Genomic DNA, 18,727 nt, shown 5'->3' with positions numbered 1-18,727 from the left:
TTACGAGGTGGGGGAGGTGGGGGATGCAGGGGAGGCCTGCGTCTGGGATGACGCGGCCCTCAGGGCCTTCTTGGAGATCTTGCCTACGCCCGTCTGCGGGAAGGCCTCCACGAACTCGACGCGGTCCGGCACCTTGTACGCGGCAAGGCCCCTCTCGCGTACGAACTTCCGCACGGCGGCCGGTCGCAGCGGCTCCGCGTCCGCGCGCAGGATCACGTACGCGCAGGTCCGCTCGCCCAGATACGCGTCCGGCTCGGCGACCACGTTCGCGTCGTGCACGGACGGGTGCGCGAGGATGTGGTTCTCCACCTCCTCGGCCGCGATCTTCTCGCCGCCCCGGTTGATCTGGTCCTTCGCCCGGCCCTCGACGACGATGTGGCCGGTCTCCGTGAGGCGTACGACATCGCCCGTGCGGTAGAAGCCGTCCGCCGTGAAGGAACGGGCATTGTGCTCCGGGGCCTTCCAGTAGCCGCGGATCGTGTACGGGCCACGGGTGAGGAGGTGGCCCGTCTCGCCCGTCGGCAGGTCGATGTCCTCGTCGTCGACGACGCGGATCTCGTCGTCCGGGGAGATGGGACGGCCCTGCGTCGTGACGATCGTCTCCGGGGAGTCGTCCAGGCGCGTGTAGTTGACCAGGCCCTCCGCCATACCGAAGACCTGCTGCAACGTGCAGCCGAGCGCCGGCTTCACCCGGCGCGCCGCCTCCTCGCTGAACTTCGCGCCGCCGACCAGGAGCACCTCCAGGCTGCTCAGGTCGTACGCCGTGGCCGGCGCCGCCTCCGTCCAGAGCAGGGCCAGCGGCGGGACGAGGCCCGTGATGGTGACTCCCTCGGCCTCGATGAGGGGGAAGGCCACCTCGGGGCTTGGCTGCGGGCAGAGCACGACGCGGGCGCCCGCGTACAGCGCGCCGAGCGAACCTGGCGAGGACAGCGGGAAGTTGTGGGCCGCGGGGAGGGCCACGAGGTAGACGCTGTCCTCGTCGACCGCGCAGAGTTCGTTCGAGCCGCGCAGTGAGTAGATGTAGTCGTCGTGGGTGCGCGGGATCAGCTTCGGGACGCCGGTGCTGCCGCCGGAGAGCTGGAGGAACGCCAGGTCGGATGGGGCGGATGGGGCGGGTGGGGAGAGTGGGGTCGGGGCCGGGGCCGTGGTCGGCTCCGTGGCTGTTCGGGGCAGGGGTGCGAAGGGGCCCGCGTCGCCTTCCGCCACGAACACGTGCTTCAGCGTGGGCAGTTCATCTATCAGCTTCGCCGCCAGGCCGCGGTAGTCGAAGCCACCGAGTTCCTGCGGGATGACGTACGCCACCGCCTCGGTGAACTCGCAGAAGTAGCGGATCTCCGTCTCGCGGTGCGCGGGCAGCGCGAAGACCGGGAGCGCGCCGATGCGGAACAGGGCGAAGACTGTCTCGAAGAACTCGGCGATGTTGGGCAGTTGGACGACCACCTTGTCGCCCTTGCCGATGCCCCGAGCGAGCAGTCCCGCCGCCAACTGGTCTGCTCGGCAGTCCAGTTCGCCGTACGCCCAGCGGCGCGGCGTCGGTCCGCCGGGGTCCACGATCGCGACCCGCTCCGGGTGCTCGGCCGCGCGCTCGCGCAGCATCTGCCCGAAGGTTTCGCCCCGCCACCAGCCCGCCGCTCGGTAGCGGTCGGCGAACTCCTTCGGCCAGGTGGGGGTTTCTGGGATTCTTGGAGTGCTCACAGCTCTACCCCCACCGCGTTCAGGAACGTACGGAACTTCGCGCCCGTCTCCGCCGTCTCCGCCGCCGGGTCCGACGCCGCGACCACGCCCGCGCCCGCGTACAGCCGCAGACTTCGCTCCTCGGCCTCGGCGCAGCGGATCGTCACGACCCACTCGCCGTCGCCGTTCGCGTCGCCCCAGCCGACCACGCCCGTGAAGAAGCCGCGGTCGAACGGTTCCGTCTCGCGGATCACCTCGCGTGCGGTCGCCGTCGGCGTGCCGCAGACCGCGGGGGTGGGGTGCAGCGCACAGGCCAGTTCGAGGGCGGACGCGTCGGGGGTGGTGAGCGTGCCGGTCACCGTGGTGGACAAGTGCCACATCGTCGCGGTGCGGACGAGGGTGGGGCGGGGCGGGACGGTCAGGTCCGTGCAGAAGGCGGCGAGTGCCTGGTGGACGCCGTCCACCACCACGGAGTGTTCGTGCAGGTCCTTGGCCGACTCCAGGAGCGCGGCGGCGCGGCGCACGTCCTCGCCGAGGTCGTCGCTGCGCGGCGTCGAACCGGCGAGGGGGTTCGCGACGACCTGCCGGCCCCGGCGCGAGACGAGCAGTTCGGGGCTGGCGCCGATGAGGGTGCGGCCCGGCACCGTCGGCAGGGCGAAGGTGTAGCCGCCGGGGTCGCGGCGGGCCAGGCGCTGGAGCATCGCGGGGAGGTCCAGCTTCGTGGGCGCGGTGAGTTCGATGGTGCGGGCCAGGACGACCTTGCTGAAGTCGCCGCGCCACATGCGCTCCACGGCGGCGGCCACGCCCGCGCCGTACTCCTCGGGCGAGGGCACCGGGCGGAGCTGCCAGTCTGCGGGGTCCGGGGTCTCGGTGGGCAGCGCGATCAGGGGGTCCGCGGCGAGTGGGGGCGCGGTGCGCAGGGTCTCGGGGACGGTGAGTGCGGCGGGCGCCGTGGGGTCGAAGGGGACCGCGCCGACGACGTGCGGCTCGTTGATTCCGGCGCGGCTCGCGTCGGCCAGGGTGGCGGCTACGCGTGTCGGCAACGGTCTTTCGTCGTGCGGTACTTCGGCGTGCGGGGTGGTGGTGAGCAGGGTGCGGGTCGGGGTGGCCAGGAAGCGGGCCCCGGGGGTGTAGGCGGCGAGGAGCGTGGTGGCGGCTCCTACGGCGGGGTGGGCCTGCTCGGCCGTCGTGACGTGAGTGGCTACCTCGGGTGCCGTCGACACGGGGGCTCCAATTCTCAGGTGGGGCTTGGGTGGGAGGGTGCGGGTGGGGGTGCGGGTGTGGCCTGGGCTGGCAGGTGTGGGTGCGGGTGTGGGTACGGGTGTGGGTACGGGTGTGGCCTGGGCGGGCAGGTGCGGGCGCGGGGTGCTTAGTGCGGGTGCGGGTGCGGGTGCGGGTGCGGGTGTGGCCTGGGCGGGCAGGTGTGGGTGCGGTGGGGCGCGTGAACGGTGGGTGGGGGCGCGGGGGCGCCGGCGGGTGCGGCGCTCTTGGGCCGGGGTGTCGTGGGGCGGGGCCGCGGTGGGTATGTGCGTACTCGCCATCCCTGCGCCACGTCGTACGGACAAAGGCGGCACAGTGGGCTCGGTGCTCCGTTCGCACATACCCCCCACGGCCCCTCGCGCGCGCTTCCCCCGCATGCGGGCCGGTGGCGTGTCAGCGCAGTGTTGCGCCGCCGTCGACGTACAGCTCCTGCAGCGTGATGTGCCTGGCGCGGTCCGACGCCAGGAACAGCACCGCGTCGGCGATGTCCTGCGGGGCGGCCATGCGGCCGAGGGGGATGCCCGTGCGGTACGTCCGCAGGTCGCCGTCGAGGACGGTGGGTGGGGGCTCGGGTGCCGAGTCGTCGGGCCAGAGCGCGCGTTGCATCGCCGTGTCCGTGGTGCCGGGTGCCACGACGTTGCAGCGCACGCCGCTGCGGGCGACCTCCAGGCCCAGGCACTTGGTGAAGGCCGCTGCCGCCGCCTTGGACGCGGCGTACGCGGCCATGCCGGTGCGGGGGATTCCGGCGGCGTTGGAGCCGACGGTGATGATGCAGCCGGAGCCGCGCGCCGTCATGTGGGAGGCGGCGGCGCGCGAGGTGTGGAGGACGCCGGTGGTGTTCACGGCGAAGGTGTCGGCCCAGTCCGCGTCGGTCAGGTCGGCGACGGCGGAGCTGCGGAGGATGCCCGCCACGTTCACGAGGAGGTCGAGGGCGCCGTGGTCGCGGATGGTGTCGGCGACGACGGTGTTCACCGCGGCCGCGTCGGTGACGTCCATGACGCGGGGGGTGATCGTGCCGGGGGCCGTCCTCGACTCGGCGGCCAGTTCGTCGATGCCGTGCGCGTCGCGGTCGGTGGCGACTACGTGCGCGCCCCGGGCGGCGAGCGTGGCGGCGACCGCGGCGCCGATGCCCTGGCCCGCGCCGGTCACCAGAGCCGTACGCCCGGCGAACTCGCCATCGGCATGCGACTCGTTCGGTATGTGCTCTGGCATGGTGTGAGCCACCTCCCCGCTGTTTAGGTAAGGCTAACCTAATGTACGGCCTCGTTCGTGAGGTTGGGGGGTGTGCCGCCGCGTGGCATGTGTTACCTTCCGAGTGGTACGTGTGAACGCCCCGTCCTGGGTGCCCGTACCGTCACCCCTCTCCCGGTTTTCGGGATCTCGTAGTTCTCGGGGCCTCCCGGGGGCTGTCAGGCCGTTTCGGCCTTCTTTATTCACTGCTCGCCGCAGTTCTCTTTCCGCCCGTCGTACGGGGCGTGTCCATCGCCGTCCCGCCGGGCCTTCTCCCGCGCATGTCGCGAAAGGACCCTCGTTATGACTGTCACCACGGCCATTCAGCCCTCGCCCGTCGTCCGTACCGCCCCTTCGGGAGTCGAGTCCACAACTGCTGTTGCTTGTAAGGGGGTTCTTGATATCGGGCGTGACGGTCGCGGGTTCCTCCGTGGTCCCGCTTGCCTGCCCGAGCCCGGTGACGTGCAGGTCTCTGCCGCCGTCATCCGTCAACTCGCTCTGCGTAACGGCGACTTCGTCGAGGGCGTCTGCGGGCGGCCCCGCGTGCTCGCCGGGGCCGAACGGGTCAACGGGCGACCGATCGGCACCCTGCGTGCCCGGCCGTGCTTCGGGGACCTCACCCCGCTGCACCCCCGCGAGCGGATCCGTCTGGAGACCGCCGGCGGGCCGCTCGCCGGCCGGCTCCTCGATCTCGTCGCACCCGTCGGCAAGGGGCAGCGCGGGCTCATCGTCGCCCCGCCGCACACCGGCAAGACCGTGCTGCTCCAGCAGATCGCCGCGGCCGTCGCCCGGAACCACCCCGAGTGCCACCTCATGGTCGTCCTCCTCGACGAACGGCCCGAGGAGGTCACCGACATGCGGCGTTCGGTCCGCGGCGAGGTGCTCGCCTCGACCTTCGACCGGCCCGCCAAGGAGCACATCGCCCTCGCCGAACTCGCCGTCGAGCGGGCCAAGCGCATGGTCGAGGACGGGCGTGACGTCGTCATGCTCTTCGATTCGCTGACGCGGCTGTGCCGCGCGTACAACAACGCGGCCTCCAGCGGGGGCCGCACCCTCAGCGGTGGTGTCGACGCCGCCGCCGTGCAGGGGCCGAAGCGGCTCTTCGGGGCGGCGCGCCTCGCCGAGGAGGGCGGTTCCCTGACGATGCTCGCCACCGCGCTCGTCGAGACCGGGTCGCGCGCCGACGACTACTACTTCGAGGAGCTGAAGAGCACCGGGAACATGGAGCTGCGGCTCGACCGGTCCATCGCGGCGCGGCGCGTCTACCCTGCCGTCGACGTCACCCCGTCCGGCACCCGGCGTGAGGAACTGCTGTTGTCGGAGGGTGAGTTGACGGCCGTGCGCGGGTTGCGGCGGGTGCTGCGCGACCGGGACGGGCAGGGCGCCCTTGAGGTGCTGCTCGAACAGCTCAGGAAGACGCCGGACAACGCCGCGTTCCTGCGCCAGGTGCGCCAGACCGTCCCGGGTGCGACGCAACCCCGTACGGGCGCCGCGAGTGCTACGGACGCGTGACGGCCACGCGGTATTTGCCGTCGTCGTCGATCCCCGCCACCGTCACCCGCACCCCCGTCTTGCGGTCCGTGAAGGTCTCGCCGACGCCGTACGTCGCGTCGGACAGCTCGGCGTGGACGTTGGGGCGGCGCGTGCAGCCGCCGCTCTCGGGTGTCGCGTCGGAGACGGTGATCGGGCCGTGGCCCGTGTCGATCTCCGCGTCCACGCGGTAGACCAGGACACCCGGCTTGCAGACCACCTCGTCGTTGCCGCCCTGGGTGCGGGCCTCGATCGCGTACCCCGACTTCTCGTTCAGCGGGACGAAGGCCAGCTTCGTGCCGCCCTTCTCGGCCAGTGGCGACAGGACGTGCTCGCTCGTGCCGGGCTTCGCGGCGCAGCCCACCTGGTCGTCGTCGAGCCAACCCAGCTTCCACTTGTGCCAGGCCAGCAGGTCGTTGTTGGCGCCCCAGTCCTCGCTCATGATGTCCCAGTGGCCCGCCGCGCCGCCGCCCTCCTGCGTGTAGAGGTCGGGCAGGCCGAAGACGTGGCCGTTCTCGTGCGGCAGTACGCGGTAGCCCGTCTCGCGGTAGCTGCCGGAGCCGTCGTCCTGGCGGCTGTAGACGAACGACGCGTTGGAGACCGGGACGCCGTCCGCGACCGGCGCCTCGTGGTTTCCCGCGAAGGTCACCGACAGGACGGTGTCGAGGGCGGAGGGGCCCGCGTTCGGGGTGATCAGGACGTTCACGACGTCGTACGAGCGGAAGTCCACCTCCGGGTCGGCGACCGCCACGATGTCCTGGACGAGCGTGCGGTAGCCGGGATCGAAGGGGGCGCCGCGCTGTATGCCGTACTCGGCGAAGCTCTTGGGCATCCGCAGCCAGTTCGGCAGCGGGGTTTCGGGCCGGTAGTCGAGGCGTCCGTACGAGCTCGTCCTGAACCACTGGGAGGTCTGCGGGAAGAACTCCGCCAGGCGCTCCTGCGCACTGCCCTGGCCGGGCGCGTCGGAGAAGTCGATCAGGAGGTTCAGGGCGCGGACGGTGCCGGTGGAGCGTGCGTACCCGGCCGGTGTCGGTATGCCCTCCGTCATCTGCACGCCCATCGTCCCGCTGATCATGCAGGGGCTGAGGGCGGCGCTGCGGGCCAGGGCGGCCGGGCCGGAGGTGCTCGGCGAGTCCGCCATGAGGCGTCCGGTGCTCGCCGACGTGGTGATCGCGAGGGTGAGGGCCGCCACGGAGGCGAGGGCGGCGCTGCGGCGAGCGGAGCGTATCTGCCTCCGGGTCGGCTGCTGCATGCATGGCCTTCCGCTCCGCGGCAGCCACCGGTCCCGGCTGCACCCTGTCCGATCACCCTGTGCCGGGGGGTGCGCGGGCGCTCGCTGAGTGGCCCGATCGTGGGTTTTTCCGAGCGAGGTGATGTGTGACTCAGGTCACGTGGGAATGTGGGCCGCGTGGGAAATATCCGGGGACTCTCTCCCCGTTTAGACCTGCGTACGTGCGAAACGGGGAATCTCTCCCCGCATCGCCGGAGCCCGACCATTGAAGGAGCAGCCGTGGACACCGCCACCGCCCCGCAGCGCCGAGTCGCCCGCCCGCGGGCCGACGCCCTGCGCAACCGGGAGCGGATCGTCGCCGCCGCACGCGAGATGTTCGTGGAGTACGGAGCGGACGTACCCCTCGACGAGGTCGCGCGCCGGGCCGGCGTCGGCAACGCCACGGTCTACCGCCACTTCGCCGACCGCGGCGAACTGGTCCGCCAGGTCGTCCGTACGGTGATGGAGCGCGTCACGGCCCTCGCCGAACAGGGCATCGCCACGGCGGACGCCGACGGCGCAGCCGCGTTCGGGGCGCTGCGTACCTTCGTGCACGCCGCGGCCGAGGAGCGGATCGGCGCCATGTGCCCGATGCTGTCCCCCGACTTCGACCCCTTCCACCCCGAACTGCTCGACGCCCGCGAGCAGTTGGAGCTGTCCATCGAAGGCCTCATGGAGCGGGCCCGCGCGGCCGGGCAACTGCGCACCGACATCGCCGTCGGGGACCTGATGGTCGCCCTCTCCCAGCTCACCCGGCCGCTGCCGGGCACGGCCTGCCCGAGCATGGACGGCTTCATCCACCGCCATCTGCAGCTGTTCCTTGACGGCCTGATGGCGCCCGCCCGGTCCGAGCTGCCGGGGGAGGCGGCCACGCTGGGCGACCTCCGGCAGGACCACTGCTCGACCAATGACTCGACCAATGACTGATTTCTGACCTACTGCTGCTGACCTCACGCTTCGCACATTTCGTACCGCTAGGTGGCTACTCCCATGTCTGAAACAGCTCTCAAGCCCGACTCGGGGCCCGACAACAACCGCTGGAGAGCGCTCGTCTTCATCGCTCTCGCGCAGCTGATGGTCGTGCTCGACGCGACCATCGTGAACATCGCGCTGCCCTCCGCCCAGCAGGACCTCGGCATATCCGACGGCAACCGCCAGTGGGTCATCACGGCCTACGCGCTCGCCTTCGGCGGCCTGCTGCTCTTCGGTGGCCGCATCTCCGACCTGTGGGGCCGCAAGCGCACCTTCGTGACCGGCCTGGTCGGCTTCGCCGCGGCCTCCGCGCTCGGCGGCGCCGCGACCAGCGAGGCCATGATGCTGGGCGCCCGCGCCCTGCAGGGCGTCTTCGGCGCGCTGCTCGCGCCCGCCGCCCTCTCCCTGCTCGCGGTGATGTTCACCGACGCCAAGGAGCGCGCCAAGGCCTTCGGCATCTACGGCGCGATCGCCGGTGGCGGCGGCGCCGTCGGCCTGATCCTCGGCGGCTTCCTCACCGAGTACCTGAACTGGCGCTGGACCTTCTTCGTGAACATCCCGTTCGCGGTCGTCGCCGCGCTCGGCGCGTACTTCGTCATCCGTGAGCCGGCCGGTGGCCGCAACCGTTCCCCGCTCGACATCCCCGGCGTGGTCCTCTCCACCCTCGGCCTGGTCGCGCTGGTCTACGGCTTCACCCGCGCCGAGTCCGAGGGCTGGTCCGACTCCGTGACCATCGCCATGTTCGTCGCGTCCGCCGTGCTGCTCGCCGCGTTCGTCCTCACCGAGGCCAAGGTCAAGTCGCCGCTGCTGCCGCTGCGCGTCCTGACCGAGCGCAACCGCGGCGGCGTCTACCTGTCGCTCGGCCTCGCGATCATCGCGATGTTCGGCCTGTTCCTGTTCCTCACGTACTACCTCCAGATCGTGAAGGGGTACTCGCCGGTCAAGACCGGCTTCGCCTTCCTGCCGATGATCGTCGGCATGATCACGGGCTCCACGCAGATCGGCGCCCGGCTGATGACCCGCGTACCGCCGCGGCTGCTCATGGCCCCGGGCTTCCTGCTCGCCGCCCTCGGCATGCTGCTCCTGACGCAGCTGGAGATCGGCACCTCGTACGCCGGTCTGATCCTGCCCGCGCAGCTGATGCTGGGCCTCGGCATGGGTACGGCGTTCATGCCCGCCATGTCCCTGGCCACGCACGGCGTCGAGGCCCGTGACGCCGGTGTCGCCTCCGCGATGGTCAACACCTCGCAGCAGGTCGGCGGCGCCATCGGCACGGCCCTGCTCAACACCATCGCCGCCTCGGCGACCACCGCGTACCTCACGGACCACGCGGCCGGCGCGACCAACCCGAAGCTGCTCCAGGCCCAGGCCATGGTCGAGGGGTACACCAGCGCCATCTGGTGGGCGGTCGGCATCCTGGCCGCCGCGTCGCTGATCGCGGCGACCTTCGTCAACACCGGCCACCAGGGCGGCACGTCGGCTCCGGCCGACTCGTCGGACGGTGTCGAGGACGAGGTCAGGATTCCGGTGATGGCCCACTGATCCGGGCCGGCTTGATCCGGGCGGATCCGAAAGACAGGCCCTAGCGGAGCCAGGGGAGGTCTGCCCCGGCCTCCTTCGGCTGGAGTCCCTCGGCGACGATCGTCATGATCTCGCCGAGGGACTTCTGCTGTTCCGGGGTGAGCCGGTCGAAGAGGGCCTTGCGGACGGCGGAGACATGGCCGGGGGCGGTCCTGCGCAGCACCTCGAACCCCTCGTCGGTGAGGATCGCCAGCTGGCCGCGCTTGTCGGAGGGGCAGTCCTCGCGGCGCACCCAGCCGCTCTTCTCCAGCCGGGCGACCGCGTGCGAGAGACGGGACCGGGTGATCTTCATGGTCCTGGCCAGTTCGGTCATCCGCAGCCGCCGCCGTGGGGCGTCGGAGAGCTGGACCAATATGCCGTAGTACATGTGCGGCATGCCCGCGTCACGCTGCAGCTGACGGTCGAGGTGGTCGTCGAGGAGAGTGGTGGCGTGGAGGTAGGCCCGCCAGACGCGCTGCTCATCGCCGTCCAGCCAGCGCGGGTCGTCGGCCGGGGAGGGGGTCGCTGCCGTATCCATGTACCCCACTGTACGAGGCCCCTTCTTGAATCTTGAACAAACCGCGCGTAGGGTGTGGATGTAAAGCTTGAGAGTTCAAGTAATGGGCGAAAGGGTGCTGGACCGCCGACCGCCCGGACCCGGAGGTGCGCGATGACCCGCATGCCCGCCCTGTACCTCAGCCACGGCGCCCCGCCGCTCGCCGACGACCCGGTCTGGCCCGGCGAACTGGCCGCCTGGTCCGCCGGGCTGCCCAGGCCCACCGCGATCCTCATGGTCTCCGCCCACTGGGAAGAGGCCCCGCTGGCCCTCTCCGCCACCGAGACGCTCCCCCTCGTGTACGACTTCTGGGGCTTCCCCCAGCACTACTACGAGGTGACCTACGCCGCGCCCGGCGCGCCCCGGCTGGCCGACTCCGTACGCAAGCTGCTGCGCGCGCCCGGCATGCCCGTGCAGGACGTGCCGGACCGCGGGCTCGACCACGGCGCGTACGTCCCGCTGGTGGAGATGTATCCGGACGCGGACATCCCCGTGCTCCAGATCTCCCTGCCGACCCTCGACCCGCGCCGCCTCATGGACATCGGCCGCAGGCTCACCCCGCTGCGCGACGAGGGCGTGCTCATCGTCGGCAGCGGCTTCTTCACGCACAATCTGGCCGCGCTGCGCCACGGCGGCGTCCCGTCCTGGTCGGCGGAGTTCGACGCCTGGGGCGAAGCGGCCCTGACGGCGGGCGACGTGGACGCGCTGCTCGACTTCGGGCACAAGTCCCCGGCCGGGCAGCTCGCCCACCCGCGCACGGAGCACTTCGCCCCGCTCTTCGTGACGCTCGGCGCGGCCGACGCCACGGGGGACATCGGCGAGCAGCGCAGTGTGATCGACGGGTTCTGGATGGGGCTGGCGAAGAGGTCGGTGCAGTTCGGGTGAGGTGGGGTGGGGTGGCGGGGTGAGGTGGGGTGGTGGGGTGGCTCGGCGGTCGTTCCGGCTCAGGCGGTGAGCGGTTCGCTCAGGTCCACGGCGCGCAGCGCCGCCGCCAGCGCTTGCTCGTCGCCCACGTCCAGGGCGGTGTCGGCCAGCTTGATCACGTGCTCGTCGCCGTGTGCCAGGGCCCGCTCGAAGACCTCCTCGGCGGTGTACGTGCCGGGTGAGGTGTACGCGACGGGGGCGTCCGGCGCGTACATCGCGGTGACCGCGGCCGACGCCGTCCACGCGGCGTGCAGGCTCGTCGCCCACAGGGTGCGGGGGAGCGCGGGCAGGGCGCGCAGCACGGCGTTGGGCGCGGTCGCCGCGTGCACCAGCATCGTCGGCTCGCCGTGGCCGTGCGTGGCGTACCGGTGGGTGGCCGCCCGTACCAGCTCGGTGAGCCGGCGCCGCGCCTCGTCGGGATCGGTCACCGCGGCGCCCCACCTCGGCAGCGCCCCGACCCGCCCGAGCCGCTCGCCGAAGCCGCCCTCCGCCCGCTCGTCGATGGGCGGCACCGCCTCCAGGGCGTCGGTCGCGCTCATGGCGCCGGGCAGCGGGGCGATGCCGGTGGCGGGGGTGTGCCGGGCCGCCCAGTAGCCGAGGCCATGCGCGAGCTCCGCCAGGCGCGGCTCGTTGGCGCCGCCCCGCTCCAGGGCGCGCACGGCGTGGCCCACCCGGATCACCGGGTGCGTGGCCGCGCCGTACAGGCCGGGGAGCAGGCGTGGCCACCAGGTGGCGAGCACGTCGCGCCAGGGCCGCGCCTCGATCTCCCGGCCGAAGTACGTGATCCAGTCGGCCGCCCGGCGCGGATCGCCGAGTGCGGCGGGCCAGTCGGCGTCGGTGACCGGTTCGACGGACGCCGGAAACTCCTCCAGGCGCGGACCGTAAAGATCAAGCCAACGATGGACGGATCCGGACTGCCCGCGCGCGGCGAGCGCCTCGACGGCCATCGGCGCGTGGTTGGAGAGCCACCCCAGGCGCTCGGGTCCGGTGGTGTGCAGCCGCTGCAGGGCTTCGTCGAGGACACCCGTGGTGTCGGGGCCGGGGTCGGTGCGGGTGTCGGAATCTGTGCCGGTCATGTGGGGACGGTAGGCGGCGGGGGTGGGGCGGGGAACGGTCTGCGGGCCTAGGCCGGGGTCGTGCGTGGGGCCTAGGACGGGGTTGCGTGCGCGCGGCCTGGGGCAGGGTTGCGTGCGTGGTCCGGGTCCGGGTGCGATTCAGGCTTGGCCGTCGAGCGGCAGCTCGTACCAGGCGACGTCCCAGTACCGCCCGAACTTCCTGCCCGCTTCCTCGTACGTCCCCACGTGACGGAACCCGAAGCGCTCGTGGAGGCGGACCGACGCCTCGTTCGGGAGGGCCACGCCCGCGTAGGCGCGGTGCAGGTCCTCGCCGCGCAGGGCGTCGAAGAGGGCCCGGTAGAGGAGCGTGCCGATGCCCCGGCCCACGGCCTCGGGGGCGCAGTACACGCTGACCTCCACGGAGGTCGAGTACGCGGGCTTCGGACGGAAAGGACTACTCGTCGCGTATCCGAGCACCCGAGAGGGGCGGAGGCCGGAATCCCGCTCCTGAGCAACCAAGAGACGGTGCGGGCCGTCTTCGGGGTGGGAGAGCAGCCAAGGGCGGCGCTCTTCCGGACGGAGGGCGACGGTGTCGAAGGTGACCGCCGTCTCACGGACGTAGTGGTTGTAGAGGTCCGTGAGGGCTTCCAGGTCGGCCTCGGCCCCCGGCCTGACCTGCGTCTCCGCACCCTCTGACAGCACCCGACCTCCGTGTGTAGCGGCACAGGGTACTGCACCGTCAGGAAAAAAGATGTGCGGCTTGGGAATTCTGTCCGGATTCCAGTCGTTGTTTCCATCGGATGCAGGGCACCCGAGGGTGTGCCATCCACCACAGAGGCCCCACCAGGGCCGACCAGGACCACCACATCGCAAGGGAGCACGCATGGCAACCCGTGCCGTCGCCCGTCGCAAGTCCGCCTCCGGCGAGACCGACGCGGCACGCAGTGTTCGCGCCGTAGGCGGGGAGATCGCCGACCGCGACCTGGTCGGCATGTACCTCGACGAGATCGCGCGTACGCCGCTGCTCGATGCCGCCAAGGAAGTGGAACTCTCCCAGGTCATCGAGGCGGGGGTGTATGCCCGGAAGATTCTGGACGGCGAGGTCGAGGACAGCCGGGTCACCGCGGGCCGCGAGGAGCTCGAAGCCCTCGTCGCCGACGGTGAGCGGGCCAAGGACGTCTTCATCCGCTCGAACCTCCGCCTGGTCGTCGCGGTCGCCCGCCGCTATCCGCGCAGCGGCCTGCCCCTGCTCGACCTGATCCAGGAGGGGAACGCGGGCCTGGTCCGCGCCGTCGAGAAGTTCGACTACGCCAAGGGTTTCAAGTTCTCCACGTACGCCACGTGGTGGATCCGCCAGGCCATCACCCGCTCCATAGCCGACCAGTCCCGCACCATCCGCCTCCCCGTCCACCTGGTCGAGGAGCTGGGCCGGATCCGCCGTGTGCAGCGCGAGTTCAACAGGGAGAACGGCCGGGAGCCGGAGCCCGCGGAGATCGCCAAGGAGCTGTCCTCGACGCCGGAGCGCGTCATCGACGTCCTGGACTGGGCACGCGACCCCGTCTCGCTGAACATGGGCGTGGACGACCAGGGCGACACCCAGTTCGGCGACCTCCTGGAGGACACCTCCGCCGTCTCGCCCGAGCAGTCCGTCCTCTCCCTGCTGCGCAGGGAGGAGCTCGACGACCTGATAGGCCGCCTCGACCAGCGCACGGCGTCCATCATCAAGATGCGGTACGGCATCGAGGACGGCCGCGAGCGGACGCTGACGGAGGTCGGCAAGGAGCACGGGCTGACGCGTGAGCGGATCCGGCAGATCGAGAAGCACGCGCTTCTTGAGCTGAAGAAGCTGGCCAGGGACACCGGGTTCGACGCGGTGGCCTAGGGCGGCCGGCTGGGCGGGTGGGGGCTCATCGGCTCATCCCGTCGCCCTCCCCAGCCGTGACGCCAAGTCGGCCACGTACGAGACCAGCTCCCGCGGGGCGTGGACCGTGAAGTCGCAGTCCATCACCGCGAGGCGGATCGCCAGCCACTCGACGGTGCCCGAGACCGTCGCCCGCAGGCGGCAGCTGTGCTCGTCCAGGGGTTCCACCGGGCCGAGCGCCGATGTCAGGCGGGCGGCCACGAACGCCGCGGGGGCGGCGAACGTCACGTCCAGGTCGTAGGCCTGGCGGCCGCGCCACATGGAGTCGCGGATGAACTCCGCCGCGTCCCCCTTGGGCAGCTCACGCGGCACGAACCGCGCGCCCGTCGCGAACGGCTCGCTCACCCGGTCCACCCGGAAGGTCCGCCAGTCCTCGCGGTCGATGTCGAACGCCACGAGGTACCAGCGCCGCCCCGTCGAGACCAGCCGGTACGGCTCGGTGAGGCGACGCGACTGCGTGCCGTCACCCGCCCGGTAGCCGAACCGCAGACGTTCCTGGCCGGCCGCCGCCGACGCCATCACCGTCAGCGTCTCCGGCGCGATACTCGCACCGTCCCCGCTGGTCAGCGGCGTCGTCGCGATCTGCAACGCGGAGACCCGGTGGCGCAGTCGGGCGGGAAGCACCTGCTCCAGCTTGGCGAGCGCCCGTACCGACGCCTCCTCCACGCCCTCCACCGCGTGCCCCGCCCCGGCCCGCAGGCCGACCGCGATGGCCACCGCCTCCTCGTCGTCCAGGACGAGCGGCGGCATCGCCTTGCCCGCGACGAGACGGTAGCCGCCCGCCGCGCCCTGGCTGGCCCGCACCGGATAGCCGAGGTCCCGCAGCCGGTCGATGTCGCGCCGCACCGTGCGCCTGCTGACACCGAGCCGCTCGGAGAGCTCGGCGCCGGGCCACTCGCGGGGGGTCTGCAGGAGCGAGAGGAGCTGGAAGAGCCGGGCCGGGGTGTCCGTACCGGCCGCCGTACCGTCCGTCGTCGTCATGAAGCCCAGGATGCCGGACAACTAGGTCATGAGCTGTCCTATATGGCCTCTAGCCTGAACGGCATGACTTCACCGAGCACCACTTCCGCACCCGGGACGCCGGTGGCCGCCGGCGACCGGCGGCGCTGGTTCGCCCTGGCCATCGTGATGACCGCCGCCTTCATGGACCTCGTCGACGTGACCATCGTCAACATCGCGATCCCGTCCATCCAGCGGAACGAGGGCGCCTCCCTCAGCCAGATTCAGTGGATCACCGCGGGGTACGCGCTCGCCTTCGCCGCCGGCCTCATCACCGGTGGACGCCTCGGCGACATCCACGGACGCAAGCGGCTCTTCCTCATAGGGATCACCGGGTTCACCGTCGCCTCCGCGCTCTGCGGCTTCGCGGCGAACCCGGAGATGCTGGTCGCGTCGCGCATCCTGCAGGGCGGCATGGCCGCGCTGATGGTGCCGCAGGTGCTGTCGATCGTGCACGCCACCTTCCCCGCCCACGAGCGTGGCAAGGTCTTCGGCCTCTTCGGCATGGTCGTCGGCCTGGGGGCGGTCTCCGGACCGCTGCTCGGCGCGCTGCTCACCGAGTGGAACCTCTTCGGCCTGCAGTGGCGGCCGATCTTCCTCATCAACCTGCCGGTGGGCATCGCGGGCCTGCTGCTCGGCCGCAAGTTCATCACCGAGTCGAAGGCGCCGAGGGCCCTCAAGCTCGACCTCGTCGGCGTCGTCCTGGTCACGCTCGGCCTGCTCATGCTGCTCTACCCGCTCACCCGCGGACGTGAGCTGGACTGGCCGGTCTGGGGTTACGTCATGATGGGCGGCGCCTTCGTCGTCTTCGGCGCGCTCGTCGCGTACGAGAAGTGGAAGGCCGCGAAGGACGGTTCGCCGCTCGTGGAACTCTCGCTGTTCAAGGTCAAGAGCTTCGCCGCGGGCATCGCGGTGCAGACCGTGTTCGGTGTCGCCCTCGGCATCTTCTTCCTCGTCTGGACCCTCTACATGCAGATCGGCCTCGGCTGGACCCCGCTGCGCGCCGGGCTCACCGGAGTGCCGTTCTCCATCGCGGTCTCCGCGGCGGCCGGCGTCTCCGTGCAGCAGCTCGTGCCCCGGTTCGGCCGCAAGGTGCTGCAGACCGGCGCCCTGACGATGGCCGCCGGTGTGCTGATCTACATCTGGGAGGCCGACCGGTACGGCGCGGACATCGCGCCCTGGCAGATGGCGCTCCCGCTCGTCGTGATGGGCGTCGGCATGGGCCTGATCGTGGCCCCGATCACCGACGCGGTCCTCTCGGACGTCCCGCAGGAGCACGCCGGTTCGGCCTCCGGCCTCATCAACACCGTGCAGCAGATGGGCAACGCGCTCGGCCTCGGCCTGGTGTCGGTGGCGTTCTTCGGAGTGATCGACGACCGGGTCGCGCCGAACCGCATCCCCGCGGAGTTCGCGGACGGGTTCCAGAACGCGCTGTGGTGGGTGGCCGGCGTCCTCCTGGTCATCTTCCTGCTGATGTTCGCGCTCCCGGCGAAGCCGCGGCAGCATGTCGAGGGCGGCGGTGCGGATGAGACGGTGCCGGGTCCCGCGGCCGAGGCTGCGCCCGAGTCCGAGTCCGAGTCCGAGTCCGAGGGTGAGCCGGAGCCCGAGACCGCGTTGGTTCGCTGAGCGGGCCACCGCGCCCTGTGTGCACCGCGTACGACTGCCCTGTGTGCACCGCGTACGACTGCCCGGCCCGGGCGGAGCGTCAGACTCTCAGAGCTCCGCCCGGGTCGCCGCCGTGTCCAGCGACTCCAGGACCTCTCTCGGGTTGCCGCCCTTGGCCACCGCCTCGCCGATGTGGCGGCGCACCGCGCTCCTGACCTCGGGCCACGAGCCGAGGTGCGTCGGCTGGAACTGGGCCCGCGGCATCTGGTCGATGAAGTCCCACATCGGACGCTGCTTCGGGTCCTCGCGCAGCGCGTCCGACGCCGAGCTCGTCACCGGCAGCGCCGACTGGCTCCCGCCGTACGCCAGGGCCGACTTGCGGCCGTACAGGTGGCTCAGGAACGCGCCGCACTGCTCGCGCCGCCCGTTCCGCCTGAACGCCATCAGCCAGTCGTTGAGCCCCACGGGCGGCGCGGCGCCGCCGAGCTTCTTGGGGAACGGGGCGTGCGCGTAAGGGAACTTGGCCCGGTCGGCGGCGCCCATCAGGACCGGGTGCGCGATCATCATGCCGATCTTCCCGCGCAGGAACTGGGCGTACGCGTCCGTCCTCGTCAGCGACTTCGGGTCGGGGCCCGCGAGGCCCGGCCGCACGAGGTTGTCGCGCAGCCAGGTCAGGGTGGCGATGTTGCCGGCGCCTGCGAAGTCGTAGCCCGCGAGGCCCGCGTAGCCTCCGCCGTCCGCGAGCAGCCAGGCGAGTGCCTCGTCCTCGGCGGCCTCCGGACCGAGTTGCAGCCCGTACGGGGTGGGCACGCCGATCCCCTTCAACGCCTGGGCCGCGGAGCGCAGTTCGGCCCAGGACCGGGGCGCCTCGACGCGGGCCTGCTTGAACAGGGCCTTGTTGTAGAAGAGTCGCGGGGTGCTGGCCAGGAAGGGCAGCCCGTACTGGACGCGGTCGACCATGCCCGCCTCCGCGTAGGAGCGGATGAAATCGCCCTCGGTACGCACGTCGAAGAGGTCGGACGCGCCGTAGAGCTTGCCGTCCTCGGCGTAGGGCGCGAAGAAGTTGGACTGGGCGATGTCGGGGGCCTCGCCGTCCTTCACGCGCCGGGCCAGGGTCTCGTCGAGTTTGGCGAACGGGACGCGTTCGAGGTCGACTTCGATGTCCGGGTGGGCCTTCTTGAAGCCGGCGATGAGGCTGCCCCACTGGTCACCGATCGAGGAGCCCACGCTCTTGTCGTAGCTGGCCACGAGGAGCTTGAGCGGGGCATCGGTCTCCGCGGAACAGGCGCTGAGGCCGCCGGCGCCGAGCGCGGTGGCGCCGGCGAGACCGGCCGTATGGAGAAGGAACTGCCGACGACGCACCGCTGATTGCCACCCTTTGTTTGTTCCCGCGCATCCGGCGACGGCGGATGCGCACAGCCCGCGCACCGGACGCCATCTGCCCGCGCGTCTGGCACGCATCTGACGGTGGCAGATTCTGCCATACGGGCAGTGCGTGCCGATGAGTCGTGTCAGGAGACTGGCATAACCTGCCTGGCATGCCTGACATGCCTCCCGTTTCGCTCACGGAGCGACGCAAGAACGAGACCCGCCTGGACATCGCCCGCACCGCGGCGGCGCTCTTCGTCGCGGACGGGCTGCGGGCCACCCGCGCCGAGGACATCGCGCGGGCGGCGGGCGTCGCGCCGCGCACGTTCTACCGCTACTTCCCGACCAAGGAGGAGTCCGTCGCGCCGCTCTTCGCGGTGGGCGCGCAGCAGTGGGCCGAGGCGGTGCGCGGTGCGCCGGCGGAGCTGTCCGTTCCGGACGCGCTACGGCACGCGGTGCGGGAGGCGCTCGGGGCCGGGACGGCCGGGGCGGCCGAGCCCCTGGACTGGGTGCGGTCGTTGCTGCGCATGTCGGTGGAGAGCGCGGCGCTGCGTGCGGTGTGGGCGGACGCGTGCCACGCGTCGGAGCAGACGCTGCTGGCGGTCCTCGCGGAACGGTCGGGTGGCGAGGAGCGGACCGCCGAGCCGTCGCTGGAGCTGCGCCTGGCGGCGGGCATCGCGAGTACGGCGGTACGGGTGGCGGTGGAGACGTGGGCGTTGGGGTCTGACGGGGGCGAGGGGCCGGATGGGCTGGCGGGGCGCTGCCTGGGGGCGTTGGAGGGGTTTGCCTGGCCGTAGGTGCCG

The 18,727-nt window shown here is 71.6% G+C and carries 16 protein-coding genes; 7 read left to right on the top strand and 9 right to left on the bottom strand.

Annotation, left to right across the window (positions count from 1 at the left end):
* From ACFVYR_RS18415 to ACFVYR_RS18405, 3 genes are all read right to left on the bottom strand, one after another.
* Positions 1–1,695, bottom strand: a complete 1,695-nt coding sequence (locus tag ACFVYR_RS18415; protein ID WP_384253483.1) for a (2,3-dihydroxybenzoyl)adenylate synthase — start codon at positions 1,693–1,695, stop codon at positions 1–3.
* Positions 1,692–2,897 (bottom strand): isochorismate synthase DhbC, encoded by a 1,206-nt coding sequence (gene dhbC, locus ACFVYR_RS18410; RefSeq protein WP_384253480.1) that lies wholly within the window; start codon positions 2,895–2,897, stop codon positions 1,692–1,694. The genes ACFVYR_RS18415 and dhbC overlap by 4 nt, the downstream gene beginning before the upstream one ends.
* Before the next feature lie 430 nt (positions 2,898–3,327).
* Entirely contained in the window at positions 3,328–4,146 is an 819-nt protein-coding gene (locus tag ACFVYR_RS18405; protein WP_384253478.1) for a 2,3-dihydro-2,3-dihydroxybenzoate dehydrogenase, read from the bottom strand.
* Between the two features lie 321 nt (positions 4,147–4,467).
* Here ACFVYR_RS18405 and rho point away from each other — a divergent pair, with 321 nt between their 5' ends.
* Positions 4,468–5,676 carry a transcription termination factor Rho gene (rho, locus tag ACFVYR_RS18400; RefSeq protein WP_384253476.1) on the top strand — a complete coding sequence of 403 codons (1,209 nt, stop codon included), beginning with the start codon at positions 4,468–4,470 and terminating at the stop codon, positions 5,674–5,676.
* Here rho and ACFVYR_RS18395 read toward each other — a convergent pair.
* Positions 5,663–6,946, bottom strand: a complete 1,284-nt coding sequence (locus ACFVYR_RS18395) for a M6 family metalloprotease domain-containing protein (protein ID WP_384253473.1) — start codon at positions 6,944–6,946, stop codon at positions 5,663–5,665. The genes rho and ACFVYR_RS18395 overlap by 14 nt on opposite strands.
* Before the next feature lie 258 nt (positions 6,947–7,204).
* Here ACFVYR_RS18395 and ACFVYR_RS18390 point away from each other — a divergent pair, with 258 nt between their 5' ends.
* Positions 7,205–7,891: a TetR/AcrR family transcriptional regulator gene (locus ACFVYR_RS18390; protein WP_384253471.1), complete on the top strand. Its 687-nt coding sequence runs from the start codon at positions 7,205–7,207 to the stop codon at positions 7,889–7,891.
* A gap of 63 nt (positions 7,892–7,954) precedes the next feature.
* A complete protein-coding gene (locus tag ACFVYR_RS18385) occupies positions 7,955–9,478 on the top strand; it encodes an MFS transporter (RefSeq protein ID WP_384253469.1) in 1,524 nt (507 codons plus the stop codon).
* A gap of 40 nt (positions 9,479–9,518) precedes the next feature.
* Here the strand turns inward: ACFVYR_RS18385 and ACFVYR_RS18380 are convergent, their stop codons facing one another.
* Complete coding sequence (locus ACFVYR_RS18380) at positions 9,519–10,034, bottom strand: MarR family winged helix-turn-helix transcriptional regulator (RefSeq protein WP_384253466.1); 516 nt, start codon at positions 10,032–10,034, stop codon at positions 9,519–9,521.
* A gap of 141 nt (positions 10,035–10,175) precedes the next feature.
* Here ACFVYR_RS18380 and ACFVYR_RS18375 point away from each other — a divergent pair, with 141 nt between their 5' ends.
* Complete coding sequence (locus ACFVYR_RS18375) at positions 10,176–10,937, top strand: dioxygenase (protein WP_384253735.1); 762 nt, start codon at positions 10,176–10,178, stop codon at positions 10,935–10,937.
* A gap of 59 nt (positions 10,938–10,996) precedes the next feature.
* Here ACFVYR_RS18375 and ACFVYR_RS18370 read toward each other — a convergent pair whose 3' ends face one another.
* Both ACFVYR_RS18370 and ACFVYR_RS18365 read right to left on the bottom strand, forming a co-directional pair.
* Positions 10,997–12,052 (bottom strand): questin oxidase family protein, encoded by a 1,056-nt coding sequence (locus tag ACFVYR_RS18370; RefSeq protein ID WP_384253464.1) that lies wholly within the window; start codon positions 12,050–12,052, stop codon positions 10,997–10,999.
* Positions 12,053–12,190: 138 nt separating this feature from the next.
* On the bottom strand, positions 12,191–12,733 hold the full coding sequence (locus ACFVYR_RS18365; protein WP_384253462.1) for a GNAT family N-acetyltransferase: 543 nt from the start codon (positions 12,731–12,733) through the stop codon (positions 12,191–12,193).
* A gap of 181 nt (positions 12,734–12,914) precedes the next feature.
* On the opposite strand from ACFVYR_RS18365, the gene ACFVYR_RS18360 reads away from it, so the two are divergent.
* Positions 12,915–13,913, top strand: a complete 999-nt coding sequence (locus ACFVYR_RS18360) for an RNA polymerase sigma factor RpoD/SigA (protein WP_384253460.1) — start codon at positions 12,915–12,917, stop codon at positions 13,911–13,913.
* Positions 13,914–13,946: 33 nt separating this feature from the next.
* Here ACFVYR_RS18360 and ACFVYR_RS18355 read toward each other — a convergent pair whose 3' ends face one another.
* Positions 13,947–14,933: a helix-turn-helix transcriptional regulator gene (locus tag ACFVYR_RS18355; protein ID WP_384253458.1), complete on the bottom strand. Its 987-nt coding sequence runs from the start codon at positions 14,931–14,933 to the stop codon at positions 13,947–13,949.
* Positions 14,934–14,996: 63 nt separating this feature from the next.
* Between ACFVYR_RS18355 and ACFVYR_RS18350 the strand changes: the two genes are divergently transcribed.
* Positions 14,997–16,577: an MFS transporter gene (locus ACFVYR_RS18350; RefSeq protein ID WP_384253457.1), complete on the top strand. Its 1,581-nt coding sequence runs from the start codon at positions 14,997–14,999 to the stop codon at positions 16,575–16,577.
* 87 nt (positions 16,578–16,664) lie between these two features.
* Here the strand turns inward: ACFVYR_RS18350 and ACFVYR_RS18345 are convergent, their stop codons facing one another.
* Positions 16,665–17,918: an extracellular solute-binding protein gene (locus tag ACFVYR_RS18345; RefSeq protein WP_384253454.1), complete on the bottom strand. Its 1,254-nt coding sequence runs from the start codon at positions 17,916–17,918 to the stop codon at positions 16,665–16,667.
* A 176-nt stretch (positions 17,919–18,094) separates the two neighbouring features.
* Here ACFVYR_RS18345 and ACFVYR_RS18340 point away from each other — a divergent pair, with 176 nt between their 5' ends.
* A complete protein-coding gene (locus ACFVYR_RS18340; protein WP_384253452.1) occupies positions 18,095–18,721 on the top strand; it encodes a TetR/AcrR family transcriptional regulator in 627 nt (208 codons plus the stop codon).
* The last annotated feature ends 6 nt before the right edge of the window (positions 18,722–18,727 follow it).

The sequence above is a fragment of the Streptomyces sp. NPDC058284 genome, from assembly GCF_042881135.1.
In the GTDB taxonomy this organism is placed as follows: Bacteria; Actinomycetota; Actinomycetes; order Streptomycetales; family Streptomycetaceae; genus Streptomyces.
The sequence above is the reverse complement of the archived record's forward strand: the minus strand, read 5'-3'. Positions and strand labels throughout refer to the sequence as shown.

Excerpts from the sequence above, each read along its gene's own strand:
- ACFVYR_RS18405 (WP_384253478.1), bottom strand. The coding sequence starts at position 4,146 with ATGCCAGAGCACATACCGAACGAGTCGCATGCCGATGGCGAGTTCGCC.
- rho (WP_384253476.1), top strand. The coding sequence starts at position 4,468 with ATGACTGTCACCACGGCCATTCAGCCCTCGCCCGTCGTCCGTACCGCC.
- ACFVYR_RS18395 (WP_384253473.1), bottom strand. The coding sequence starts at position 6,946 with ATGCAGCAGCCGACCCGGAGGCAGATACGCTCCGCTCGCCGCAGCGCC.
- ACFVYR_RS18385 (WP_384253469.1), top strand. The coding sequence starts at position 7,955 with ATGTCTGAAACAGCTCTCAAGCCCGACTCGGGGCCCGACAACAACCGC.
- ACFVYR_RS18380 (WP_384253466.1), bottom strand. The coding sequence starts at position 10,034 with ATGGATACGGCAGCGACCCCCTCCCCGGCCGACGACCCGCGCTGGCTG.
- ACFVYR_RS18375 (WP_384253735.1), top strand. The coding sequence starts at position 10,176 with ATGCCCGCCCTGTACCTCAGCCACGGCGCCCCGCCGCTCGCCGACGAC.
- ACFVYR_RS18370 (WP_384253464.1), bottom strand. The coding sequence starts at position 12,052 with ATGACCGGCACAGATTCCGACACCCGCACCGACCCCGGCCCCGACACC.
- ACFVYR_RS18360 (WP_384253460.1), top strand. The coding sequence starts at position 12,915 with ATGGCAACCCGTGCCGTCGCCCGTCGCAAGTCCGCCTCCGGCGAGACC.
- ACFVYR_RS18355 (WP_384253458.1), bottom strand. The coding sequence starts at position 14,933 with ATGACGACGACGGACGGTACGGCGGCCGGTACGGACACCCCGGCCCGG.
- ACFVYR_RS18350 (WP_384253457.1), top strand. The coding sequence starts at position 14,997 with ATGACTTCACCGAGCACCACTTCCGCACCCGGGACGCCGGTGGCCGCC.
- ACFVYR_RS18340 (WP_384253452.1), top strand. The coding sequence starts at position 18,095 with ATGCCTGACATGCCTCCCGTTTCGCTCACGGAGCGACGCAAGAACGAG.